Here is a 16,704-nt window from a genome sequence, read left to right as displayed (position 1 = left end):
AGCTGAAAGTATTTAAACAGCCATGAAAGATAAACCTATCGCCACGAACAAGGATTCAGTCCTCCGGGCTGATGTGTCGCGACGTCGCTTCCTCAAGGCGGGTGCGCTCTCCGCTGCGGGGCTGTCTTTTTCCGGTTTTCCTGTCATGGCAGGCCCCTTCTCGAACGCGGATGTATCCAAGCATCTGATACCATTTGATAAGAAGTTATCCGCGCAGTGGCTGGCTTCCTTGACCCAGCGCGGGGTGGCTGAAGTCTTCAAAGGGGCCGAGCTCAAGTATGTCGGCATGCCGATTGGTGGCATGGGCTGTGGTCAGCTTTATCTCGGTGGTGATGGCAAGCTGTGGCTCTGGGATATTTTCAAGAGTAACTACTACCGCGTGCCGAATCCGGGGAACAAGATTCTAGCCTTTCCCATGGGCGGGCACTATGCCGAGCCGGTCGCACAGGGTGACCCTTATAGTGTGCAAAATGGCGTCGAGCTGACGCAGGGATTTTTGATCCGCACCCAGGCGGGCACGAAGACGCTGGATCGTCAGGGCTTTCCGGATGTGCAATTTCGTGGCGAGTATCCGGTCGGCAAGGTCAGCTATGCGGATGCGGACTGCCCGGTCACAGTGCAGCTCGAAGCTTTCAGCCCTTTCATTCCGCTCAATGCGAAGGACTCAGCCATTCCAGCGACGGTGATGCGCTACACGGTGACGAATCCCTCCGATCAATCTGTCGAGGTAGATCTAGGTGGATGGCTGCAGAATACGGTTTGCCCCTACCTGCCGAAAGACGCGCAGGGGGAGCGTCGTAACACCTATGTGCAGTCGCAGAATCGCGCCAGCATCCTGAGCAGCATCGAAGGTGCCGGGCTGGAGGCGAAGCATGGCTACGGCTCGATGAGCTTGTCGCTATTGCAGAACCCGAAAGAGAAGGGCTTGGAAATCAAAGCAGTCACTTCGCTCGACGGCAGCGTAGGGACTGCGGCATTTGTCCATCAGGCATCCGAAATGCAGGCGGGAGCCTCGGCCAGCAAAGCGCTCAATGATCCTTTGGCAGCTGGACTCTTTGCCCATTTTGAACTCGCGCCCGGCGAGTCTAGGACGGTTGATTTTGCCATCACTTGGTTCTTCCCCAACTATGCCGAGATGGATGCCGAACCGTTGAAGGGGAGCCGTCAGGATTCGCGTCATATCTTCCGTGGAAGAAAGCGCTTATATAGCAATTATTTCGACTCGGCTGAAGCGGTGGCTGACTATCTGGCTAGCGATCATAAACGCATCCTTGAAAGCACGCTGGCCTGGAATCAAACTTGGTATGACAGCACGCTGCCATACTGGCTGCTCGACCGCAGTTTTATCGGACTCGATTGTATCGCCACGCAGACCTTTCATTATTTTGAGAATGGTCGTCCTTACGGATGGGAAGGTGTCGAGTGCTGCCCGGGCACCTGCACGCACGTCTGGTATTACGCGCAGGCTCTGGGACGCATTTTCCCTGAGGTGGAGCGCGCCTTCCGTGAGAAAGTCGATTTTGACATCGAGATTGGCATGGAAGCGGATAGCGGCATGATCAAAGATCGTGGCGAGTATCATCAGAAGGGCGGCAAAGAAGCGCTCGATGGGCAGGCGGGCAGTGTGATGCGCGTCTATCGGGAGCACCAGATGTCGGCTGACGATGCCTTCCTGCGTCGCATGTGGCCGAACGTGAAGCAGGCCATCGAGTTCCTCATCAGCAAAGACGCGGATGACAACGGCCTGTGGGAAGGCGCGCAGCCCCACACACTCGATGCCGCCTGGTATGGACCGATGGGCTGGTTGAGCAGTCTCTACCTCGGTGCCTTGGCGGCGGCGGAGGCGATGGCCATCGAAGTGGGGGATGCTGACTTCGCCAAACGTTGCCGCACACTGCTGGACCGCGGCTATCAGAACATTGTGGCGGAAGTTTTCGACGGTGAATATTTCATTCACAAACCAAGCCCGAAGAAAGCACTCAATAGCAACAAGGGCTGTCATATCGATCAAGTGATCGGGCAGGCTTGGGCGCATCAGGTGGGGCTGGGACGCATCATTCCAAAGCAAGAAACTGTCTCCGCGCTCAACAGTATTTGGAAATACAACTTCGCACCGGACGCAGGGCAGTATGCACTCGACCACCGCGAAATCGAAGCCGCCTTCCGTTGGTATGCCATGCCCGGCGAAGCGGGCTTACTCATGACGACTTGGCCCAAGGGCGGCGCCAAGGAGGCGATTCCCGGCAATAAGCTGCGCTATAAGGAAAACCCCGACCGCTTCACCAGTGTCGGCGGCTACTTTAACGAGTGCATGAACGGCTTCGAATATCAGGTCGCTGCGCACATGCTTTACGAAGGCGAGCCGGATTCCGAGCTGGTCGAAAAAGGCCTCGCCATCACCAAGGCCGTGCACGAGCGCTACGGCGCAGCCAAGCGGAATCCATATAACGAAATCGAATGCGGCGACCACTACGCGCGCTCCATGGCCAGCTATGGTGTCTTTCTCGCGGCCTGCGGTTACGAGTATCACGGGCCCAAGGGCTACCTTGCCTTTGCCCCACGCATTCATCCGGAAGACTTCAAAGCGCCCTTCACCACAGCCGAAGGCTGGGGGACGTTCTCGCAAAAGCTCGTGCAGGATCAGCAGTTGAAAATACTGGAACTGCGTCATGGTCAATTGCGCTTAAACACATTGGCCTTTACGCCGGTTGCAGGTTCTCGTGCCAGCGCGGCCAAGGTCGAGCTCGACGGTCAGTCGATCGCTGCGGAGTTCCAACAAGAGGCTGAACGCTATATGCTTAACTTTGAAAATGGGCTGAGCCTGAAGGCGGGGCAGAAATTAAAGATTCAATTCGTATAAGATGAAAATAACAAACTATCTACAAATTGGGGCATTGATGCTCTTCGGTGCTGTCTTGAGCGCAAAAACAGTTGCGGCACCACTCTTGAATCTCGACACGCGCAGCGATATGGATGTGCCCACTTATCTTCCGGAAGCAGGTTCGGATTTGGAAAAGAAAACTACGAAGACGAGCTGGAAAACGACGCCCAATCCGGAGCTGCCTAATGTGCTTATTCTTGGAGATTCAATTTCGATCAGTTATACGCTCCAGGTGCGTGCACAATTAGAGGGGAAGGCCAATGTCTTCCGTCCCCATGCGGCGAGAGGCAGGAAGCCCGAGAACTGTCAGGGTACCACCAATGGAGTGAGACATATCGACCGCTGGTTACAGGGACGGAAGTGGGATGTGATACACTTCAACTGGGGTTTACATGATTTAAAACACGTTGACCCAAAGACCGGTAAGAACTCCGAGTCGTTTGACGACCCTCGCCAAGCTGAACCGGACCAATACGAGAAGCAACTGGTCGAGCTTGTCACCAAGCTGAAAGCCACCGGGGCTCAGTTGATTTTTGCGACCACCACGCCTTATCCTGAAGGGCCGGATGGACCCGCGCGACTGCCTGAAGATGTGGAGCTCTATAATTCCATCGCACTCGAAATTATGCAGGAACAGGCGGTTTCAGTGAACGAGCTCTACACGCTTTGTTTGGGAAAGCTGGATACGATACAACTTCCGCATAACGTCCATTTTAACTCAGCGGGACAGGCGCTATTGGCGGATGCGGTGGCAGAAAAGATCGAGGCGGTCCTCCCCTGAATTTCCCACGCCCAAAGAATATAAGCCCTTATGAAAATGAACAAATGGATTGCATTACTCCTCTGTGCTGCCAGCAGCATCGGCTTTACCGCGTCTGCTGCGGAGCGGCCCAATTTCATCATCATTCTGACCGATGATCAGGGCTATCAAGACCTCGGTTGCTACGGCTCTCCCAACATTCGCACGCCACGCATTGATCGCATGGCGGAGGAGGGCTTGAAGTTGACCAGTTTTTACGCGCAAACCGTGTGTGGCCCTTCCAGAGCTTCGCTGATGACGGGATCTTATCCCATGCGTGTCAAAAGGGGCCCGCATGACGACGGCCTGATGGTGCACCCGGCCATGTCGCTCAATGAAGTCACGCTGGCAGAAATCTTAAAAGATGCCGGTTACAAAACCGGGATGGCCGGGAAGTGGGATCTCTCCGGGCGTGGTCAGTTGACTTTCAGACCCGAGTTCGGACCACACAATCAGGGCTTTGAGGTCACTCTCTGGGGGCAGAACAGTAAATGCAAACCGCTCTATTCCGGGCAGAAAGTCGTGATGAAACATGCCAACCGACCTTCGCCGACAGAGCTTTTTACCAACAAAGCCATCGAGTTTATTGAAGCGAACAAAGACGAGCCTTTCTTCTTCTACCTCGCGCATCCGATGCCGCACACGCCTCTGGTGACTACGAAAGCGTTTAAGGGCAAATCGAACGCAGGCCTCTACGGCGATGTCATCGAAGAGCTGGATTACCACACCGGTCGACTGCTGGATAAGGTTCAGGAGCTCGGCCTCGATGAAAACACCTATATCATCTTTACCAGCGACAACGGCCCCTGGTGGATTCGGGGCAAGGATAGCGGCCATGCCGAACCGCTGCGCAGTGCCAAGACTAGCACTTACGAAGGCGGCCTGCGCGTGCCTTTTATCATCCGTGCGCCAGGGAAGGTGCCTGCCGGCACGAGCAGCGACCTGGTGACGGCGATGATCGATCTCTTTCCCAGCATCGCCCAGCTCGCCGGGGCGGAAGTGCCGACCGACCGTGTGATTGATGGCATCGATATCACCGGCATCTTTCATGGTCAACAGCAGGAACTGAATCGCCCGTTCTTCTACTACCAACACCGCGCCTTGCGTGCGGTGCGGGTGGGGGATTGGAAGCTGCATCTGCCGCATACGGAATTGGACAAGACCCGGGAAGGGGAAGAATGGCAAAGTCACGTGCCGCCCCAGGACCGCGCTTATATTACAGAGCTCACGCTCTACAATCTCAAGGACGACATCGGCGAGACCACCAACGTGGCCATACAGCACCCCGAAGTCGTAGAGCGCTTACTCCAGCAGCTCGACTTCGCCAAACGGGATATTGGCACCCACGATGTGATTGGTGAAAACTCACGGAGATAGATGAGTTATGTTTTTTTACAGACCGCGTCGAGCCTTTGGCCAAACACCGTGGAACGGTTTCGTTTAATAGGAGCATGATGAAAATTACAAAACTACAGGGGCTCGCCCTTATCCTACTTTGGGGCTTGTTAACTTCGCTGGCGACGGCACAGAGTCCGTCACCGCTAGTCAGCGGATCGAAGCCCAACATAATCGTCCTGTTTGCGGATGATCTGGGCTACGGCGATCTCGTCTGTTATGGCGGCAACAAGGTGATCACGCCCAACATCGACCGTCTGGCAGAGGAGGGCATGCGCTTTACTGATTTCCTGATTCCCGCCAATGTCTGCGGACCCTCACGGGCGTCCTTGCTGACGGGGCGCTATCCGATGCGTAACGGCAACCCTATGTTTCAAGGACTCGACCCCAAGGAGATCACCTTTCCTGAACTTTTGAAAGAGGCCGGCTATACCACCAGTTTGATCGGTAAGTGGCATCTGGGTGCCCATCTTGAAGGCTCGCACCCACTGGACGCAGGCTTCGATGAGTCTCTGATGATGGAGAAGAAAGTTCTGACGCGTGGTCGTGACGAAGTGATCATGGATCCGGTCGATTTCAGCCAACTCACTCAGATCTACACAAAGGAGGCGATCGAGTTCATCGAGCGTGAAAAAGACGGGCCTTTCATGCTCTACCTCGCGCACCATATTCCACATTTGCCCTTGGCGCCGCATCCAAGTTTTAAGAAGCAATCCAAGCTGGGCGTTTATGCGGATTGTATCCTGGAACTGGACGATAGCACCGGACGTATTCTGCAGGCGCTCAAAGACAACGGGATCGATGACAATACCCTGGTGGTCTTTACTTCGGACAATGGCGCGGCGGCCCGTGGATCGACCGGCCCATTGGCGGGCAGTAAATACATTACCATGGAGGGCGGGCATCGCGTGCCGGGCATCTTTCGCTGGCCGGGGCGGATACCCGCCGGCACGGTGTCCAATACAATGATTGGCAGTATGGATCTCTTTCCGCTGTTCTGTCAGCTTGCGGGAGTGGCGCTGCCCACGGATCGTGTGATCGACGGTCGGAACATCGCCGATATTCTGACCGGGCACAGCACGGAAAGCCCGCATGCCTATTTTTATTATTATAACGGCCGCAACTTGCAGTGCATTCGTCAGGGCAAGTGGAAGCTGCATTTGCCCCGAGAACGATCCGATATGCCCTTCTGGGGAGGCCGCTTGATGGCCAAGCAAGTGCTCAAGGAACCGAAGTTGTTCAATCTCGATGAGGACATCGGTGAACAGCACAACGTGGCCGCCGAGTATCCTGAGGTGCTGGACGCCTTACTCCAAAAGGCAGACGAAGTCCGTGCCGAGCTTGGCGATGTCGATGTCGAAGGCAGTGATATGAATCCACAAAGTCTGCTGCCACCACGTTCTTAGAGCCGGAAAAGGAGCATGGACACTCCTGTCCATGGTTCTGCCGTGTTGCTTGGTTGTTCTTCTCTCGACGACAGTATCTCAATTTAATTCAATTGATCAGGTGTGCCTGAGCAGGGCCTAGGATTCTTCTTTACTGGGGACTAAATTCAACGCCAGTCACCTTGAAGCCAAGATACATCCATCAGTAAAAGATTCCTGTATTTTTCTATGATTAGTTGTGGGTTACCGATGTAATTGTGCCCGAAGCGAAGCGGAGGGTGAGAGGACGGCGGGTGCCCTCTGGACGCTTGACGCTCAAAAGTAGGAAAGATTAGGCATAAGATCGCTAGGGCGGCAAGCTGGAAGACCCGCCGTAGGGGAATGAACGAAGTGAATCGGGGGACGGCCTCACCTGCAAAACGGGGGCTCCTCAGGCGGGGCTGCGGTGGGACGGGAGATTGCAACCGTTGGCTGTGGATTGCCAGTTGCGGCGTTTCCGAGTTGTGGAGGTAAAGGCGATTAAGAGATGGATGGGAGCTTCCGTATTGCGCGACAGCGAGTTGCCTAGTTCTTGCGACGAAGCACCAAGCCAAGACCACCAACGACAACCAACACTCCGATTAACCATAGCCACCAGTTGGATGATGGCTCAGTAGGTTCCTCAATTGGCTCAGTCGGTGTTTCGACTTCGTCAAAGATCACTTCAAAGGGCTTCTTCTCTTCGTAAGATTGCTCTGTCAAAGCAGGTGCCTCTTGAACTTTTGGTTTTTCAATCGCTGGAGGCTCACTTCTCTTTGAGCTAACAGACGCGAGGATTGCGGGAACGTCAAAAGTGAAGTTTTCCAGAGTGTTTGACTCAGCAGATGTGCCACGACGTCGATGTAAGCCATTATTCCATGAAAATTGATAAGTAACATAAAAAGGAATATCTTTATTGTAAGATGAATGCACGCTCATCGATATCCTCGGATAATTATCCTTAAAGTCTTTTGCGTAAAAGTCGCTTAGATATTTGTTTTCTCTAGCTGGTTGAGACCATTTATAATAATCACTAAGTGGTAAGTCGAAGGCGTTATGAAACGCTTCCGTAAGTGCGTCTCCCTCCTCTATGTTCAAAATCGGAGTGATAAGCTGTATATTTGAGATTTCTTCTTTATTATCGTTTTCGACGCGCAGTCGACCACGGTCGACGGGGATAATAAAGCGGTTACTGCGATCCAAGACGATTTCGTAAGTTCCAGAAGGAAGAGCATGTTTAAATTCTATTCCCAGATCACGGGTTTCCAGCTCAGAGTTGAAAACAACATCTGCACTATCGCTTTTGGAAAAATCTAAAACATACGTTTCGGCAAATGAACTTGCTGACACCATGCATAGGATGAGCAAAAGCACGTCGTATGATTGCCTAATAAGTGCGTGCATGAGGTTTTGATAGTTCGTAAATGCTTTCGGAGGCCCAATCTCTTTGAGTGTGAACGGGAGTTCCAGTGTAGAGATACCACATGTCGTTGAGAACCCAGTTCCAGCGATCCGCTGCATCAGTGATCTCTCCTCCCGGCGCGGAGTCTTTGAACATTGGAGCACCTAGCACTGGATTCGTTGCTAAAAATGAAAAGAGCGGTTCCCAACCTCGTTGATCAAGAAGACTAAATGTAGGTTGGATAACAGTGTTCTGCTCTCGATCAGCGATGTCACGATTTCCGATGCCACTGAGGAAAGTGTTCGCTCCATTGACTCCTTCATCAATGTTTCCCCATACATCAACATCGACTAAGAGTGAGCCTTCTTCATCAAAAACGTAATTGATGGCACAAAGCCCACTGGTGTGATAGGCCTTAAATTGCCACGCAAGATCTTTAAAGATATCATTAGCTCCGCCCATTAAAATACCCTGTATTTCATCGAGAGCCAAAGAAGTCAGATCGATCAGTTCATCGACTTCTTCAGGGAAAAACTCGTTAAAGAACGAGGCAATACTTGCATACGTTTTTCCTAGTTCTGCATCAACAAGACCGCCGTAGACAGATGCTCCGGCGAGTTTTCCAAGTCCTGGCCAAATGTAATTCTCATCGTCACGAAGGAACGTCTCACCGTAATAATTGTAAATGGCTTCGAGCTGATCATTGTTGTCAATAAAGCTGTTGTTCGGATCGAAGGTGGAAGCGTCCACCCCCAAAACGAGTTGGATGTCGTCCCAGACCTCCTGCTGCCATTCTGCCTTGGTCTTTTCGGTGCAGATCATTACTTTCTTCTCGACTAGGATCGGCGTGCCGCCGTTGATCACGATTTCGACTTCGATGGTAATTGGGCCGTCCTTGATGCCCTCGATCCAGCAGGAATCGTAATCGGCATACTGGCCCGTCGATACGTAGTAATCGGGGGCAAGGTCTGTATCGAGCGGAACTTCCACCCAGTTGTTACTGCCGTCGATTGCGTGCATGCGGATTTCCTCGGCTTCCTCTTCGTTCGTCTCTGGATCGATCACACCCGCCTTCTTGCGGACCTTCAAAGTTGCCATCTGCCAGATGTCATCCGTAAATCCAGGAACATTGACCACGCAGCCGCGAAGGTCGTCTGTCTTGAGGTCATTTGATTCCGTCGCAAATTCCAGATTAGCGTCTTCGTAGTCTCGAACATAGCGGCCATTGACCTGCTTTTCTTCGTCAAAGTCTCCGTTGGCCGGAACATTCGCAGGATTGTCTTCCGTCGCGATTTGGGGATTTCCATTCTCGTCGTGGATTTCTATATCCATCTTGAGTAGCCTATCTGCTTTAGACCGCCAAAAAAATGCCGCAGTAATGGGGTCTAGCGGGGGGCAAAACTCTGACGGTTGATACACTAGTTTCACTTTTTGGGCTTCTTCTGGTTCTCGGTAGCCTTCTTTATTGCCTTGGTTGCGAGCCTGACGCGAGCAAAACCGCGCCCTGGTTCCGGATGGTTCTCAATGCCGATAATCGTGATTTCCTTCGTCTCCGGGCCGTAGATCCAAAACATACGCCGTGCACCGGCTTTCCTGTTCTCGAGATAGGATTCCCAGATGCGCACGCCGTATTTCTCGGTCAGCACGTCGATCTCGTGGGACTTGAGCCCTGGATGCCTCGGATTGGTTTCGAGATGCTGCAGAGCCTTACGGATCTTTCGATAAAGATCCTTTTCGTCGCGGTTAAGCTCTCCCGCGACGGCTTTCTCCCCGAGCTCGTTAATCAGCGCTTCGGCTTCGCCGTCAAAATAGACAGTGAACATACGGCTTAAACTTCGGGCAGTTTCGACCAATCAAGCTTGGTTCCTTTGTGCCCTGCCTTGTGCCGCTTCACGGCAGCGTCGATCTGCTCAAGCATATCGGGAGAGACCAAAACACGCGGCTCCATCTTGATCGTGCCGTCTTCGTATTCAGTGACGTGGTAAAACTTGGTTCGTGCGCTCCGGATGGTCACGCGCCGCTTGGTGTCCACCGTTGCGTCGTAATTCTTTTTAACTGCTACTCCCATAATACCTAAAAGTGTAGGTGGGATTTCCCACTTTTCAAGCTTTCATCACTTCCACCGCTTTTTCTCCTGCCGCCAAATAGCGGTTTTGCTGTTAAAGGGGATAAAGGCCGCTTCTTGCCTGCGGTTCCGGGGTGCGGTGCGGCTGTGGCTCTTCTGCAGGTCGTCGATCACAACGCGGGTGTAATCCTGCGTCGTATCAATCGAGCTGTGCCCTAAAAGCTCCTGCACGTGCCGGACGGATGCCCCCGCCCCGCAGCATCTCAGTCGCGCAGCTGTGGCGCAAACTGTGGACGGTGTAAATGTCGCCTAGGTGCGCCGCGTCGCGGTGTCTCTGGAAGCGCTTGCGCAGTGTATTTGTGCTGACCAAAAACGTAAGCGTCCGAGGTTCTGCCCTCATTTAGATGTAGACATGGCTAGAGTTCTATCCAATCCGATGATGCCTACTGCCGAGGGGCGGATTGCGTTTTCGACCAGGTTATTGTCCAGTTCGGCCTTGCCGTGCTTGAGTTGCACCTGCAGGGCGTCCCATTGACCAAAAAAATACGTGCAAGCTTTTCCAGATTTAGACTTAGGTCGGCTATGCCGAGCCAGGATTTTCACTATGGCATGGATGATACGCAGATGAGACTCGAACTTGGCTTGGCGCTGTTCGGCTCGTCCAGTGACGCTGAGTCGTCCACGCCAGAGTTGCTCCCATTGATAGAGCGACCCGATTTGGCGCAGAAGTAGGCCAATCAACTTCGGATGTTCTTTAGTGGCATCGACAAACTTGCGACGTACATGCGCCCAGCATGCGGTGCGGGTAACCCCTTCATCCTTCTTAGCTAGGCTTTGGTAGGCTTCATAGCCATCGGACTGAATCAAGCCTTTGAGCAAATTGGTCACACGTTTATGGGCACGACTAAGCTGCCAGTCAAAGACAACATCGCTTCCTGGTTTTCCCATTACGCAGAGATAGCCCTGAATGGTTTTACCTTTTTTCTGATCCGGGTCCATGAAACGAACTGGAGTTTCATCGACCTGCACATAGCCACTAGTCAAGAGGTTCTGATGCATCAGTCCATAAATCGGATTAAACCAGTTGTTTACCGTATATAAGGCAGGTGCTCGGACGCTTACGCATTGCGCGACAGCGAGTTGACTGAGCGCAGGACGAAGGATCGAGATTCGATCCCAGAAGACGGAGCGAACGGCGTTGACTAGTTTTTACGACGAACCACCACGACTAAGCCACCGAGAACGACCAAAGCACCGACCAACCACAACCACCATTGAGACGATTGCTCTGGTTCCTCGGAAGGTTCGAACGTGCCGACTTCAGTAGATCCCCCGCTAACTACGCCATGGAGCGTTACTCCTTCAACTACTTTAACAACCTCGAGAGCGGGAGGGGTGGCGGGGATTTCTACGTTCATATGCTCCTGTGTTTTCTGAACTGACGCGATTATTGCGGGCATATCAAAACTCAGCTCCTTTACGGTATTTTTCTCTGGAGAGACTCCCCGTCCCTTCATAATTACAGGCTCCCATTCGTAAGCAAAAATAATCAAAATTGGAGTTTCACGGGAATATGCTGATAATAGGCTAATACTCATACCTGGGTAGTTCTCCAGGCTTCCTTCATTGTAAAACCCTGAAAAGACGCCGCCCTTATTAAAAGGTTCAACCCATTTGTATAATTCATCTTTTGGTAGATCGAAAGCGTCGTGAAACGCTTCGGCAAGCGCCATGGCCTCGGGCATTGTTAACGCTCTCGTCTTGAGGGATAGCTTACTGATTCTGGAATCATTTTTGAATTCTGGATTTATATATCCTGCAACGGAATCAATCACAAATTGATTCCCTCCGGGAAGAAGAATATTGTAGGTGCCAGCTGGCACGCCAATTCGACCTAGAGAACCGCTAGCAGGCGAGACAACACTACCCCGGGCCAATACAGCCACGTCATGACTCTCCCTAAAATCCAAGACGATATCCTCTTCGGCCAGCAAAACGCGGCATGAAAGAATCAAAAGAAATATAACTATAAACCTAATCTTCATTTCAATTTATGAGAAAAGAATGAGGAGCCGCAAGATCTTCAACAGACATATCAACCCACGTTTTGCGCTGTGTTTTTGGAGTATAGATCCAAAGTGGCCAAATCCCCTTTGTTGTATGGATGACCCAATCCCAGCGATCATCAGGGTCCATCAGATTCCCACCAGAAACTGCATCATTAAAACCTTCTCCTTCAGGGACAGGATTTTCACCAAACCAATTCGCAACCGTAACAGGAAGCAAAGAAGCCATTTGATCATACGAGGGCTGAATGACTCTATATTGCTCACGTTCCAATAGATTCTGACTTCCAGCTCGGACGTATGTGCCAGAACCATTTTCAATTCCAGAATCTATCATCTGCCAGTCAGTAAAATCTACAGCATCAGAATCATTCAACGCTACAAATTCTAAAGCACTTAAACCGCTAGTATGATAAGCTTTAAATTGCCATGCGATATCTTTGAAAATATTAATAGCTCCTTCCTGAAGAATTTTACTTAACAACTCCAATGCATCATCGTTGAGATTATCGTCATAAGAAGTAAAAGTTAAGATTAAAAGCAGAGCATTTGAGCCCTGACTACTATCATACATACCTGCATAAGCTTCTGCTCCAGCCAGTTTTGCGAGCCCCATCCAAAGATAGTTATCCTCGTCAAATCCATAGAAAAGGCCATAGTAATCGTAAAGCGCGATGATTTGGTTTTGGACTTGGGTGAATTCTGAATTCGGCGTGAAATTCGAAACATCTACGCCTAGCATAAGTTCAATGTCTTTGTATGTTTCCTGCTGCCATTCAGCTTTTGTCTTCTCAGTGCAGATCATCGCCTTCTTTTCAACAGTGATCGGAGTCCCGTCGTTGATGACGACTTCGACCTCGATGGTAATCGGACCGTCCTTAATCCCTTCGAGCCAGCAAGAATCGTAGTTCGCATACTGTCCAGTTGAAACGTAGTAGTCTGGTGCCAAGTCAGTATCAAGCGGCACTTTAACCCACTGATTACTTCCGTTAATCACGTGGATTCGGATTTCACCGGCTTCTTCTTCGTTGGTATCTGGATCGATCACACCCGACTTCTTGCGAATCTTCAGCGTGGTGTTTTGCCAGGCGGAATCATCTAAGCCTGGAATATGACAACACAGCCACGCAGGTCATCGGTTTTCAAATCAGTCGAGTTATCGACAAAGCCAATACTTGCATCTTCGTAATTGCGAACGTAGCGACCATTAGTCTGCTTCTCTTCGTCAAAATCTCCGTTGACCGGAACATTCGCCGGATTCTCTTCCGTTGCGATTTGAGGATTTCCGTTCTCGTCGTGGATCTCCACGTCCACCTTGAGTAGCAGCACGACACATTGCTTGCCGTCCGTATTGGTTGCTTGGGCTATACAGTTTCCGTGGTCGTTCATGTCGTATATCTGTATGTTTGACCATTGAGGATTCGGCTCCATTGCGGCGGGAACAAGTTCCTCTACCTGCAACTAGTAGGCGATAGGTATCCGTAGGTCGAGAGCATTTATTCCAGCCGTTATACATTTGAGGGGCGTTTATCACGTATTTCAGTGATAGCGCATTTTCGAAAATTCGCATATAGTGTTAATGCATTCACTCGCATGCTGCGATGAGTGTGTTTCTCGCCTCGGAGAGAAATTAACCCGATTTCAACATGATACCCCGTAGATTCTCGTTTTTTTTCGCAATTGTTGCCGTCGCTTTGATGACGGAGTTGGTTGCGTCGGCCTTTGGGCAGGAGACTGGGCTCGCTGAGCCTGTGAATAGGAAGCCAAATCTTATTATCATCTTTACTGATGACCAAGGCTATGCCGACTTGAGTTGCTTTGGCGGGAAGCACGTGTATACGCCGAATATCGACCAGATGGCGAAGGAGGGCGCGCGCTTGACTAGCTTTTACGTGGCGGCCCCGCTATGCACACCCTCACGGGCTGCCCTGATGACTGGATCTTATCCGGCACGAATCGATATGGACGTGCCTTCGTCGATTACAGTCGAAGCAGTCAGTCAAAAGCCATTTCCTGTGTGTTTGGCAGGGGATGGGCGCGGCCTGAATCCCAGTGAGTTGACGATCGCCGAGGTCGCGCAATCGGCGGGCTACAAGACCGGTATGTTTGGTAAGTGGCATCTCGGGGATCAGCCTGAGTTTTTACCCACACGTCAGGGCTTCGAGGAGTTTTTCGGTATTCCATATAGTCACGACATCCATCCGAAGCACCCTCGACAGAGAATATTTAAGTTCCCACCGTTGCCTCTACTTGAAGGAGAGACAGTGATTGAGATGGAGCCGAATGCGAATTTCCTTACCCGTCGATTCACAGAACGAGCTGTAGATTTTATAGAACGTAATAAGGATGAAGCGTTCTTCCTCTATCTGGCACACCCTTTACCGCACGGTCCGCTCGCCGCATCGCCTGAAATTAAAAAGCAATATGCAGAGCAATTGAAAGTGAATAAGGCCGGGAAGCCAGGCCTTTTCCCCGCTGCGATTTATGAAATTGATTGGTCGGTCGGTGAGATCTTGAAGGCACTCAAAGATCAAGGTATTGATGAGAACACCATTGTGCTCTTCACTTCGGACAACGGGCCCGCCAAAGGCTCGGCCAAACCTTTGAGCGGCAAGAAAGGAAGCACTTTGGAAGGGGGGCAACGTGTGCCAGCTGTCATTCGTTGGCCGAAGGGGATTCCGGCGGGGATTGAGAATGATAAGATCCTCACGGCGATGGACGTGTTGCCGACATTTGCCAAGCTGGCTGGAGCGAAGTTGCCATCGAACCTTGTCATCGATGGGAAGGACATCATGCCAGCAATCGTGGGCGAGGCGGATAGCCCACATGAGTATTTCTTCTACGCACATTGGGGCGTTCTGGAAGGGGTGCGCTGGAAGTCATGGAAACTGCGGATTGCTGATGGTAAAGAAGCGCTTTATAAGCTGGATACTGATATTTCGGAAAAGAAGAACGTCGCGGCGAAACACCCTGAGATTGTTCAGCAACTCAAAGTGGCTATGCAAGGTTTTGAAAAAGAAATGCAAGCGAGCGTGCGTTCGGCAGGTTCCGTTGAAAATCCGATGCCACTTTCAATGAAATAAGTACTCGGTAGAATAAAGTCTCTAACAATTATCTTATGAAGAATATAATACTCCATTTATGGCTGATGTTCCTCGCTGCAGCCAATCTATTTGCGGGCAAGCCCAATGTCGTGCTGATCTTTGCCGATGACTTGGGCTATGGCGATTTGGGCTGCTACGGCGCGACGAAGGTGCAGACTCCGAATATTGATCGGCTCGCAGCTGAGGGTAAAAAGTTTACCGATGCGCACTCGGCCTCGGCAGTGTGCACACCCTCGCGCTACGGTTTGTTGACCGGGCAGTATCCACTGCGTGCGGCTAATGGCAAAGGCCTTTGGGGCCCTGCGCCTACTGCGTCTGGGTTGCTGATCGACATCGACATGCTGACCATCGCCGATGTTTTCAAGGATCAGGGCTATGATACCGCAGCGATTGGTAAATGGCACCTTGGTTTTGGTGCAGGCAAGAACGATTGGCAGGAGCCACTAAGTCCCGGGCCTCAGGATTTGGGCTTCGATTACTATTTCGGCATGCCGATCGTGAATAGCGCGCCGCCTTACGTTTATGTGGAAAACGACCGCATCGTGGGCAGTGATCCGAATGATCCACTCGTTTATCTTGGGAGGAATGCTAAAAAAGCGACCCCCATCACACCCATTCCACCAGAAGCCGCGCAGCGCACAGCCAATATATTCGGTGGGGCGGTCGAGGCTCACAAGTTGTTTAACGATTACGAAGTCGGCACCACCATCACGAACAAAGCGACCGACTGGATTGAGTCGCGCGCCGGCTCGACCGCCTCGGGACAGGCAGGCAAGCCTTTCTTCCTCTACCTTGCCACGACCAATGTGCATCACCCCTTCACACCCGCGAAGCAGTTTCAAGGCACTAGCCAGGCCGGACCTTATGGGGATTTCGTTCATGAGCTCGACTGGATCGTCGGCGAGGTGCGTAAGAGCCTCGAAGCGAGCGGTGTAGCCGACAACACTGTCATTATTTTCACTAGCGACAATGGCGGCATGTTCAATCTCGGCGGACGTCAGGCCGCGCAGCTAGGGCACAAGATCAACGGAGATCTGCTCGGTTCCAAGTTCGGAGTCTGGGAAGGCGGACATCGCGTGCCCTTCATTGCCTGGTGGCCGGGGAAAATTGAAGCAGGAACGGTTTCCGATCAATTACTCAACAGTGTCGATTTACTGGCAACCTTTGCGACGATCGTCGGACGCGAATTAACTGCGGAGGAACAGCAGGACAGTATCAATATGCTCCCTGCACTCACCGGGAATCCTGAGCAGCCCTTGCGCACGGAAATGATTATGACGCCCAACAAGCCGAGCCATGCATCGATTCGCATCGGCAAGTGGATGTATATTCCGGCGCAAAGCGATGGCGGCTTTAAAGGCTCCAAGCCCCATCAACACGCCTGGGGCGGCCCGGCGGTCACCACCTTGGTCGGCACGCCCAATAGCGATATTGTGAACGGTAAGATCAAGAAGGGCGCACCGCGTGGTCAGCTCTACGATTTGGAAGCGGATCGCAATCAAACGCAAAATCTTTACAATCAATACCCAGAAGTCGTGGCTCAGATGGAGGCCCGTCTCCGGGAGTATAAATCAGGAAAACAATAACTA

General features: G+C 51.8%; 14 protein-coding genes. 6 read left to right on the top strand and 8 right to left on the bottom strand.

The genetic code is table 11. From position 1 onward, the window contains the following. The first annotated feature begins 22 nt into the window (after window positions 1-22). The 4 genes from QEH52_RS12080 (at window position 23) to QEH52_RS12065 (ending at window position 6,481) form a co-directional block, all read left to right on the top strand. Window positions 23-2,860, top strand: a complete 2,838-nt coding sequence (locus QEH52_RS12080) for a GH116 family glycosyl-hydrolase (RefSeq protein ID WP_308950758.1) — start codon at window positions 23-25, stop codon at window positions 2,858-2,860. Between the two features lies 1 nt (window position 2,861). Continuing rightward, window positions 2,862-3,662, top strand: coding sequence for an SGNH/GDSL hydrolase family protein (locus QEH52_RS12075; protein WP_308950757.1), 801 nt, complete (start codon window positions 2,862-2,864; stop codon window positions 3,660-3,662). A gap of 30 nt (window positions 3,663-3,692) precedes the next feature. After that, complete coding sequence (locus QEH52_RS12070; RefSeq protein ID WP_308950756.1) at window positions 3,693-5,057, top strand: sulfatase family protein; 1,365 nt, start codon at window positions 3,693-3,695, stop codon at window positions 5,055-5,057. A 74-nt stretch (window positions 5,058-5,131) separates the two neighbouring features. Continuing rightward, window positions 5,132-6,481, top strand: a complete 1,350-nt coding sequence (locus QEH52_RS12065; protein ID WP_308950755.1) for a sulfatase family protein — start codon at window positions 5,132-5,134, stop codon at window positions 6,479-6,481. Between the two features lie 543 nt (window positions 6,482-7,024). Here QEH52_RS12065 and QEH52_RS12060 read toward each other — a convergent pair. The 8 genes from QEH52_RS12060 to QEH52_RS12025 form a co-directional block, all read right to left on the bottom strand. Continuing rightward, the gene (locus QEH52_RS12060) at window positions 7,025-7,882 is read right to left on the bottom strand and encodes a hypothetical protein (protein ID WP_308950754.1); all 858 of its coding nucleotides are present in this window, start codon (window positions 7,880-7,882) and stop codon (window positions 7,025-7,027) included. Next, a complete protein-coding gene (locus QEH52_RS12055) occupies window positions 7,866-9,212 on the bottom strand; it encodes a hypothetical protein (RefSeq protein WP_308950753.1) in 1,347 nt (448 codons plus the stop codon). Before QEH52_RS12055 ends, QEH52_RS12060 begins: the two co-directional genes overlap by 17 nt. A gap of 92 nt (window positions 9,213-9,304) precedes the next feature. Beyond that, window positions 9,305-9,703 (bottom strand): hypothetical protein, encoded by a 399-nt coding sequence (locus QEH52_RS12050; RefSeq protein ID WP_308950752.1) that lies wholly within the window; start codon window positions 9,701-9,703, stop codon window positions 9,305-9,307. A 5-nt stretch (window positions 9,704-9,708) separates the two neighbouring features. Beyond that, window positions 9,709-9,948, bottom strand: coding sequence for a hypothetical protein (locus tag QEH52_RS12045; RefSeq protein ID WP_308950751.1), 240 nt, complete (start codon window positions 9,946-9,948; stop codon window positions 9,709-9,711). A 393-nt stretch (window positions 9,949-10,341) separates the two neighbouring features. Then, a complete protein-coding gene (locus QEH52_RS12040) occupies window positions 10,342-11,109 on the bottom strand; it encodes an IS66 family transposase (protein WP_308950784.1) in 768 nt (255 codons plus the stop codon). A gap of 38 nt (window positions 11,110-11,147) precedes the next feature. After that, window positions 11,148-11,990 carry a hypothetical protein gene (locus tag QEH52_RS12035; protein ID WP_308950750.1) on the bottom strand — a complete coding sequence of 281 codons (843 nt, stop codon included), beginning with the start codon at window positions 11,988-11,990 and terminating at the stop codon, window positions 11,148-11,150. Between the two features lies 1 nt (window position 11,991). Beyond that, the gene (locus tag QEH52_RS12030) at window positions 11,992-13,059 is read right to left on the bottom strand and encodes a hypothetical protein (RefSeq protein WP_308950749.1); all 1,068 of its coding nucleotides are present in this window, start codon (window positions 13,057-13,059) and stop codon (window positions 11,992-11,994) included. A gap of 50 nt (window positions 13,060-13,109) precedes the next feature. Continuing rightward, window positions 13,110-13,400, bottom strand: coding sequence for a hypothetical protein (locus QEH52_RS12025; RefSeq protein WP_308950748.1), 291 nt, complete (start codon window positions 13,398-13,400; stop codon window positions 13,110-13,112). A gap of 257 nt (window positions 13,401-13,657) precedes the next feature. Between QEH52_RS12025 and QEH52_RS12020 the strand changes: the two genes are divergently transcribed. Both QEH52_RS12020 and QEH52_RS12015 read left to right on the top strand, forming a co-directional pair. Next, on the top strand, window positions 13,658-15,094 hold the full coding sequence (locus tag QEH52_RS12020) for a sulfatase family protein (protein ID WP_308950747.1): 1,437 nt from the start codon (window positions 13,658-13,660) through the stop codon (window positions 15,092-15,094). Window positions 15,095-15,159: 65 nt separating this feature from the next. Further along, on the top strand, window positions 15,160-16,701 hold the full coding sequence (locus QEH52_RS12015; RefSeq protein ID WP_345785469.1) for a sulfatase family protein: 1,542 nt from the start codon (window positions 15,160-15,162) through the stop codon (window positions 16,699-16,701). The last annotated feature ends 3 nt before the right edge of the window (window positions 16,702-16,704 follow it).

It is taken from the genome of Thalassobacterium maritimum (assembly GCF_031127805.1).
GTDB lineage: Bacteria > Verrucomicrobiota > Verrucomicrobiia > Opitutales > Coraliomargaritaceae > Thalassobacterium > Thalassobacterium maritimum.
The sequence above is the reverse complement of the archived record's forward strand: the minus strand, read 5'-3'. Positions and strand labels throughout refer to the sequence as shown.

Excerpts from the sequence above, each read along its gene's own strand:
- QEH52_RS12080 (WP_308950758.1), top strand. The coding sequence starts at position 23 with ATGAAAGATAAACCTATCGCCACGAACAAGGATTCAGTCCTCCGGGCT.
- QEH52_RS12075 (WP_308950757.1), top strand. The coding sequence starts at position 2,862 with ATGAAAATAACAAACTATCTACAAATTGGGGCATTGATGCTCTTCGGT.
- QEH52_RS12070 (WP_308950756.1), top strand. The coding sequence starts at position 3,693 with ATGAAAATGAACAAATGGATTGCATTACTCCTCTGTGCTGCCAGCAGC.
- QEH52_RS12065 (WP_308950755.1), top strand. The coding sequence starts at position 5,132 with ATGATGAAAATTACAAAACTACAGGGGCTCGCCCTTATCCTACTTTGG.
- QEH52_RS12060 (WP_308950754.1), bottom strand. The coding sequence starts at position 7,882 with ATGCACGCACTTATTAGGCAATCATACGACGTGCTTTTGCTCATCCTA.
- QEH52_RS12055 (WP_308950753.1), bottom strand. The coding sequence starts at position 9,212 with ATGGATATAGAAATCCACGACGAGAATGGAAATCCCCAAATCGCGACG.
- QEH52_RS12050 (WP_308950752.1), bottom strand. The coding sequence starts at position 9,703 with ATGTTCACTGTCTATTTTGACGGCGAAGCCGAAGCGCTGATTAACGAG.
- QEH52_RS12045 (WP_308950751.1), bottom strand. The coding sequence starts at position 9,948 with ATGGGAGTAGCAGTTAAAAAGAATTACGACGCAACGGTGGACACCAAG.
- QEH52_RS12035 (WP_308950750.1), bottom strand. The coding sequence starts at position 11,990 with ATGAAGATTAGGTTTATAGTTATATTTCTTTTGATTCTTTCATGCCGC.
- QEH52_RS12025 (WP_308950748.1), bottom strand. The coding sequence starts at position 13,400 with ATGAACGACCACGGAAACTGTATAGCCCAAGCAACCAATACGGACGGC.
- QEH52_RS12020 (WP_308950747.1), top strand. The coding sequence starts at position 13,658 with ATGATACCCCGTAGATTCTCGTTTTTTTTCGCAATTGTTGCCGTCGCT.
- QEH52_RS12015 (WP_345785469.1), top strand. The coding sequence starts at position 15,160 with ATGTTCCTCGCTGCAGCCAATCTATTTGCGGGCAAGCCCAATGTCGTG.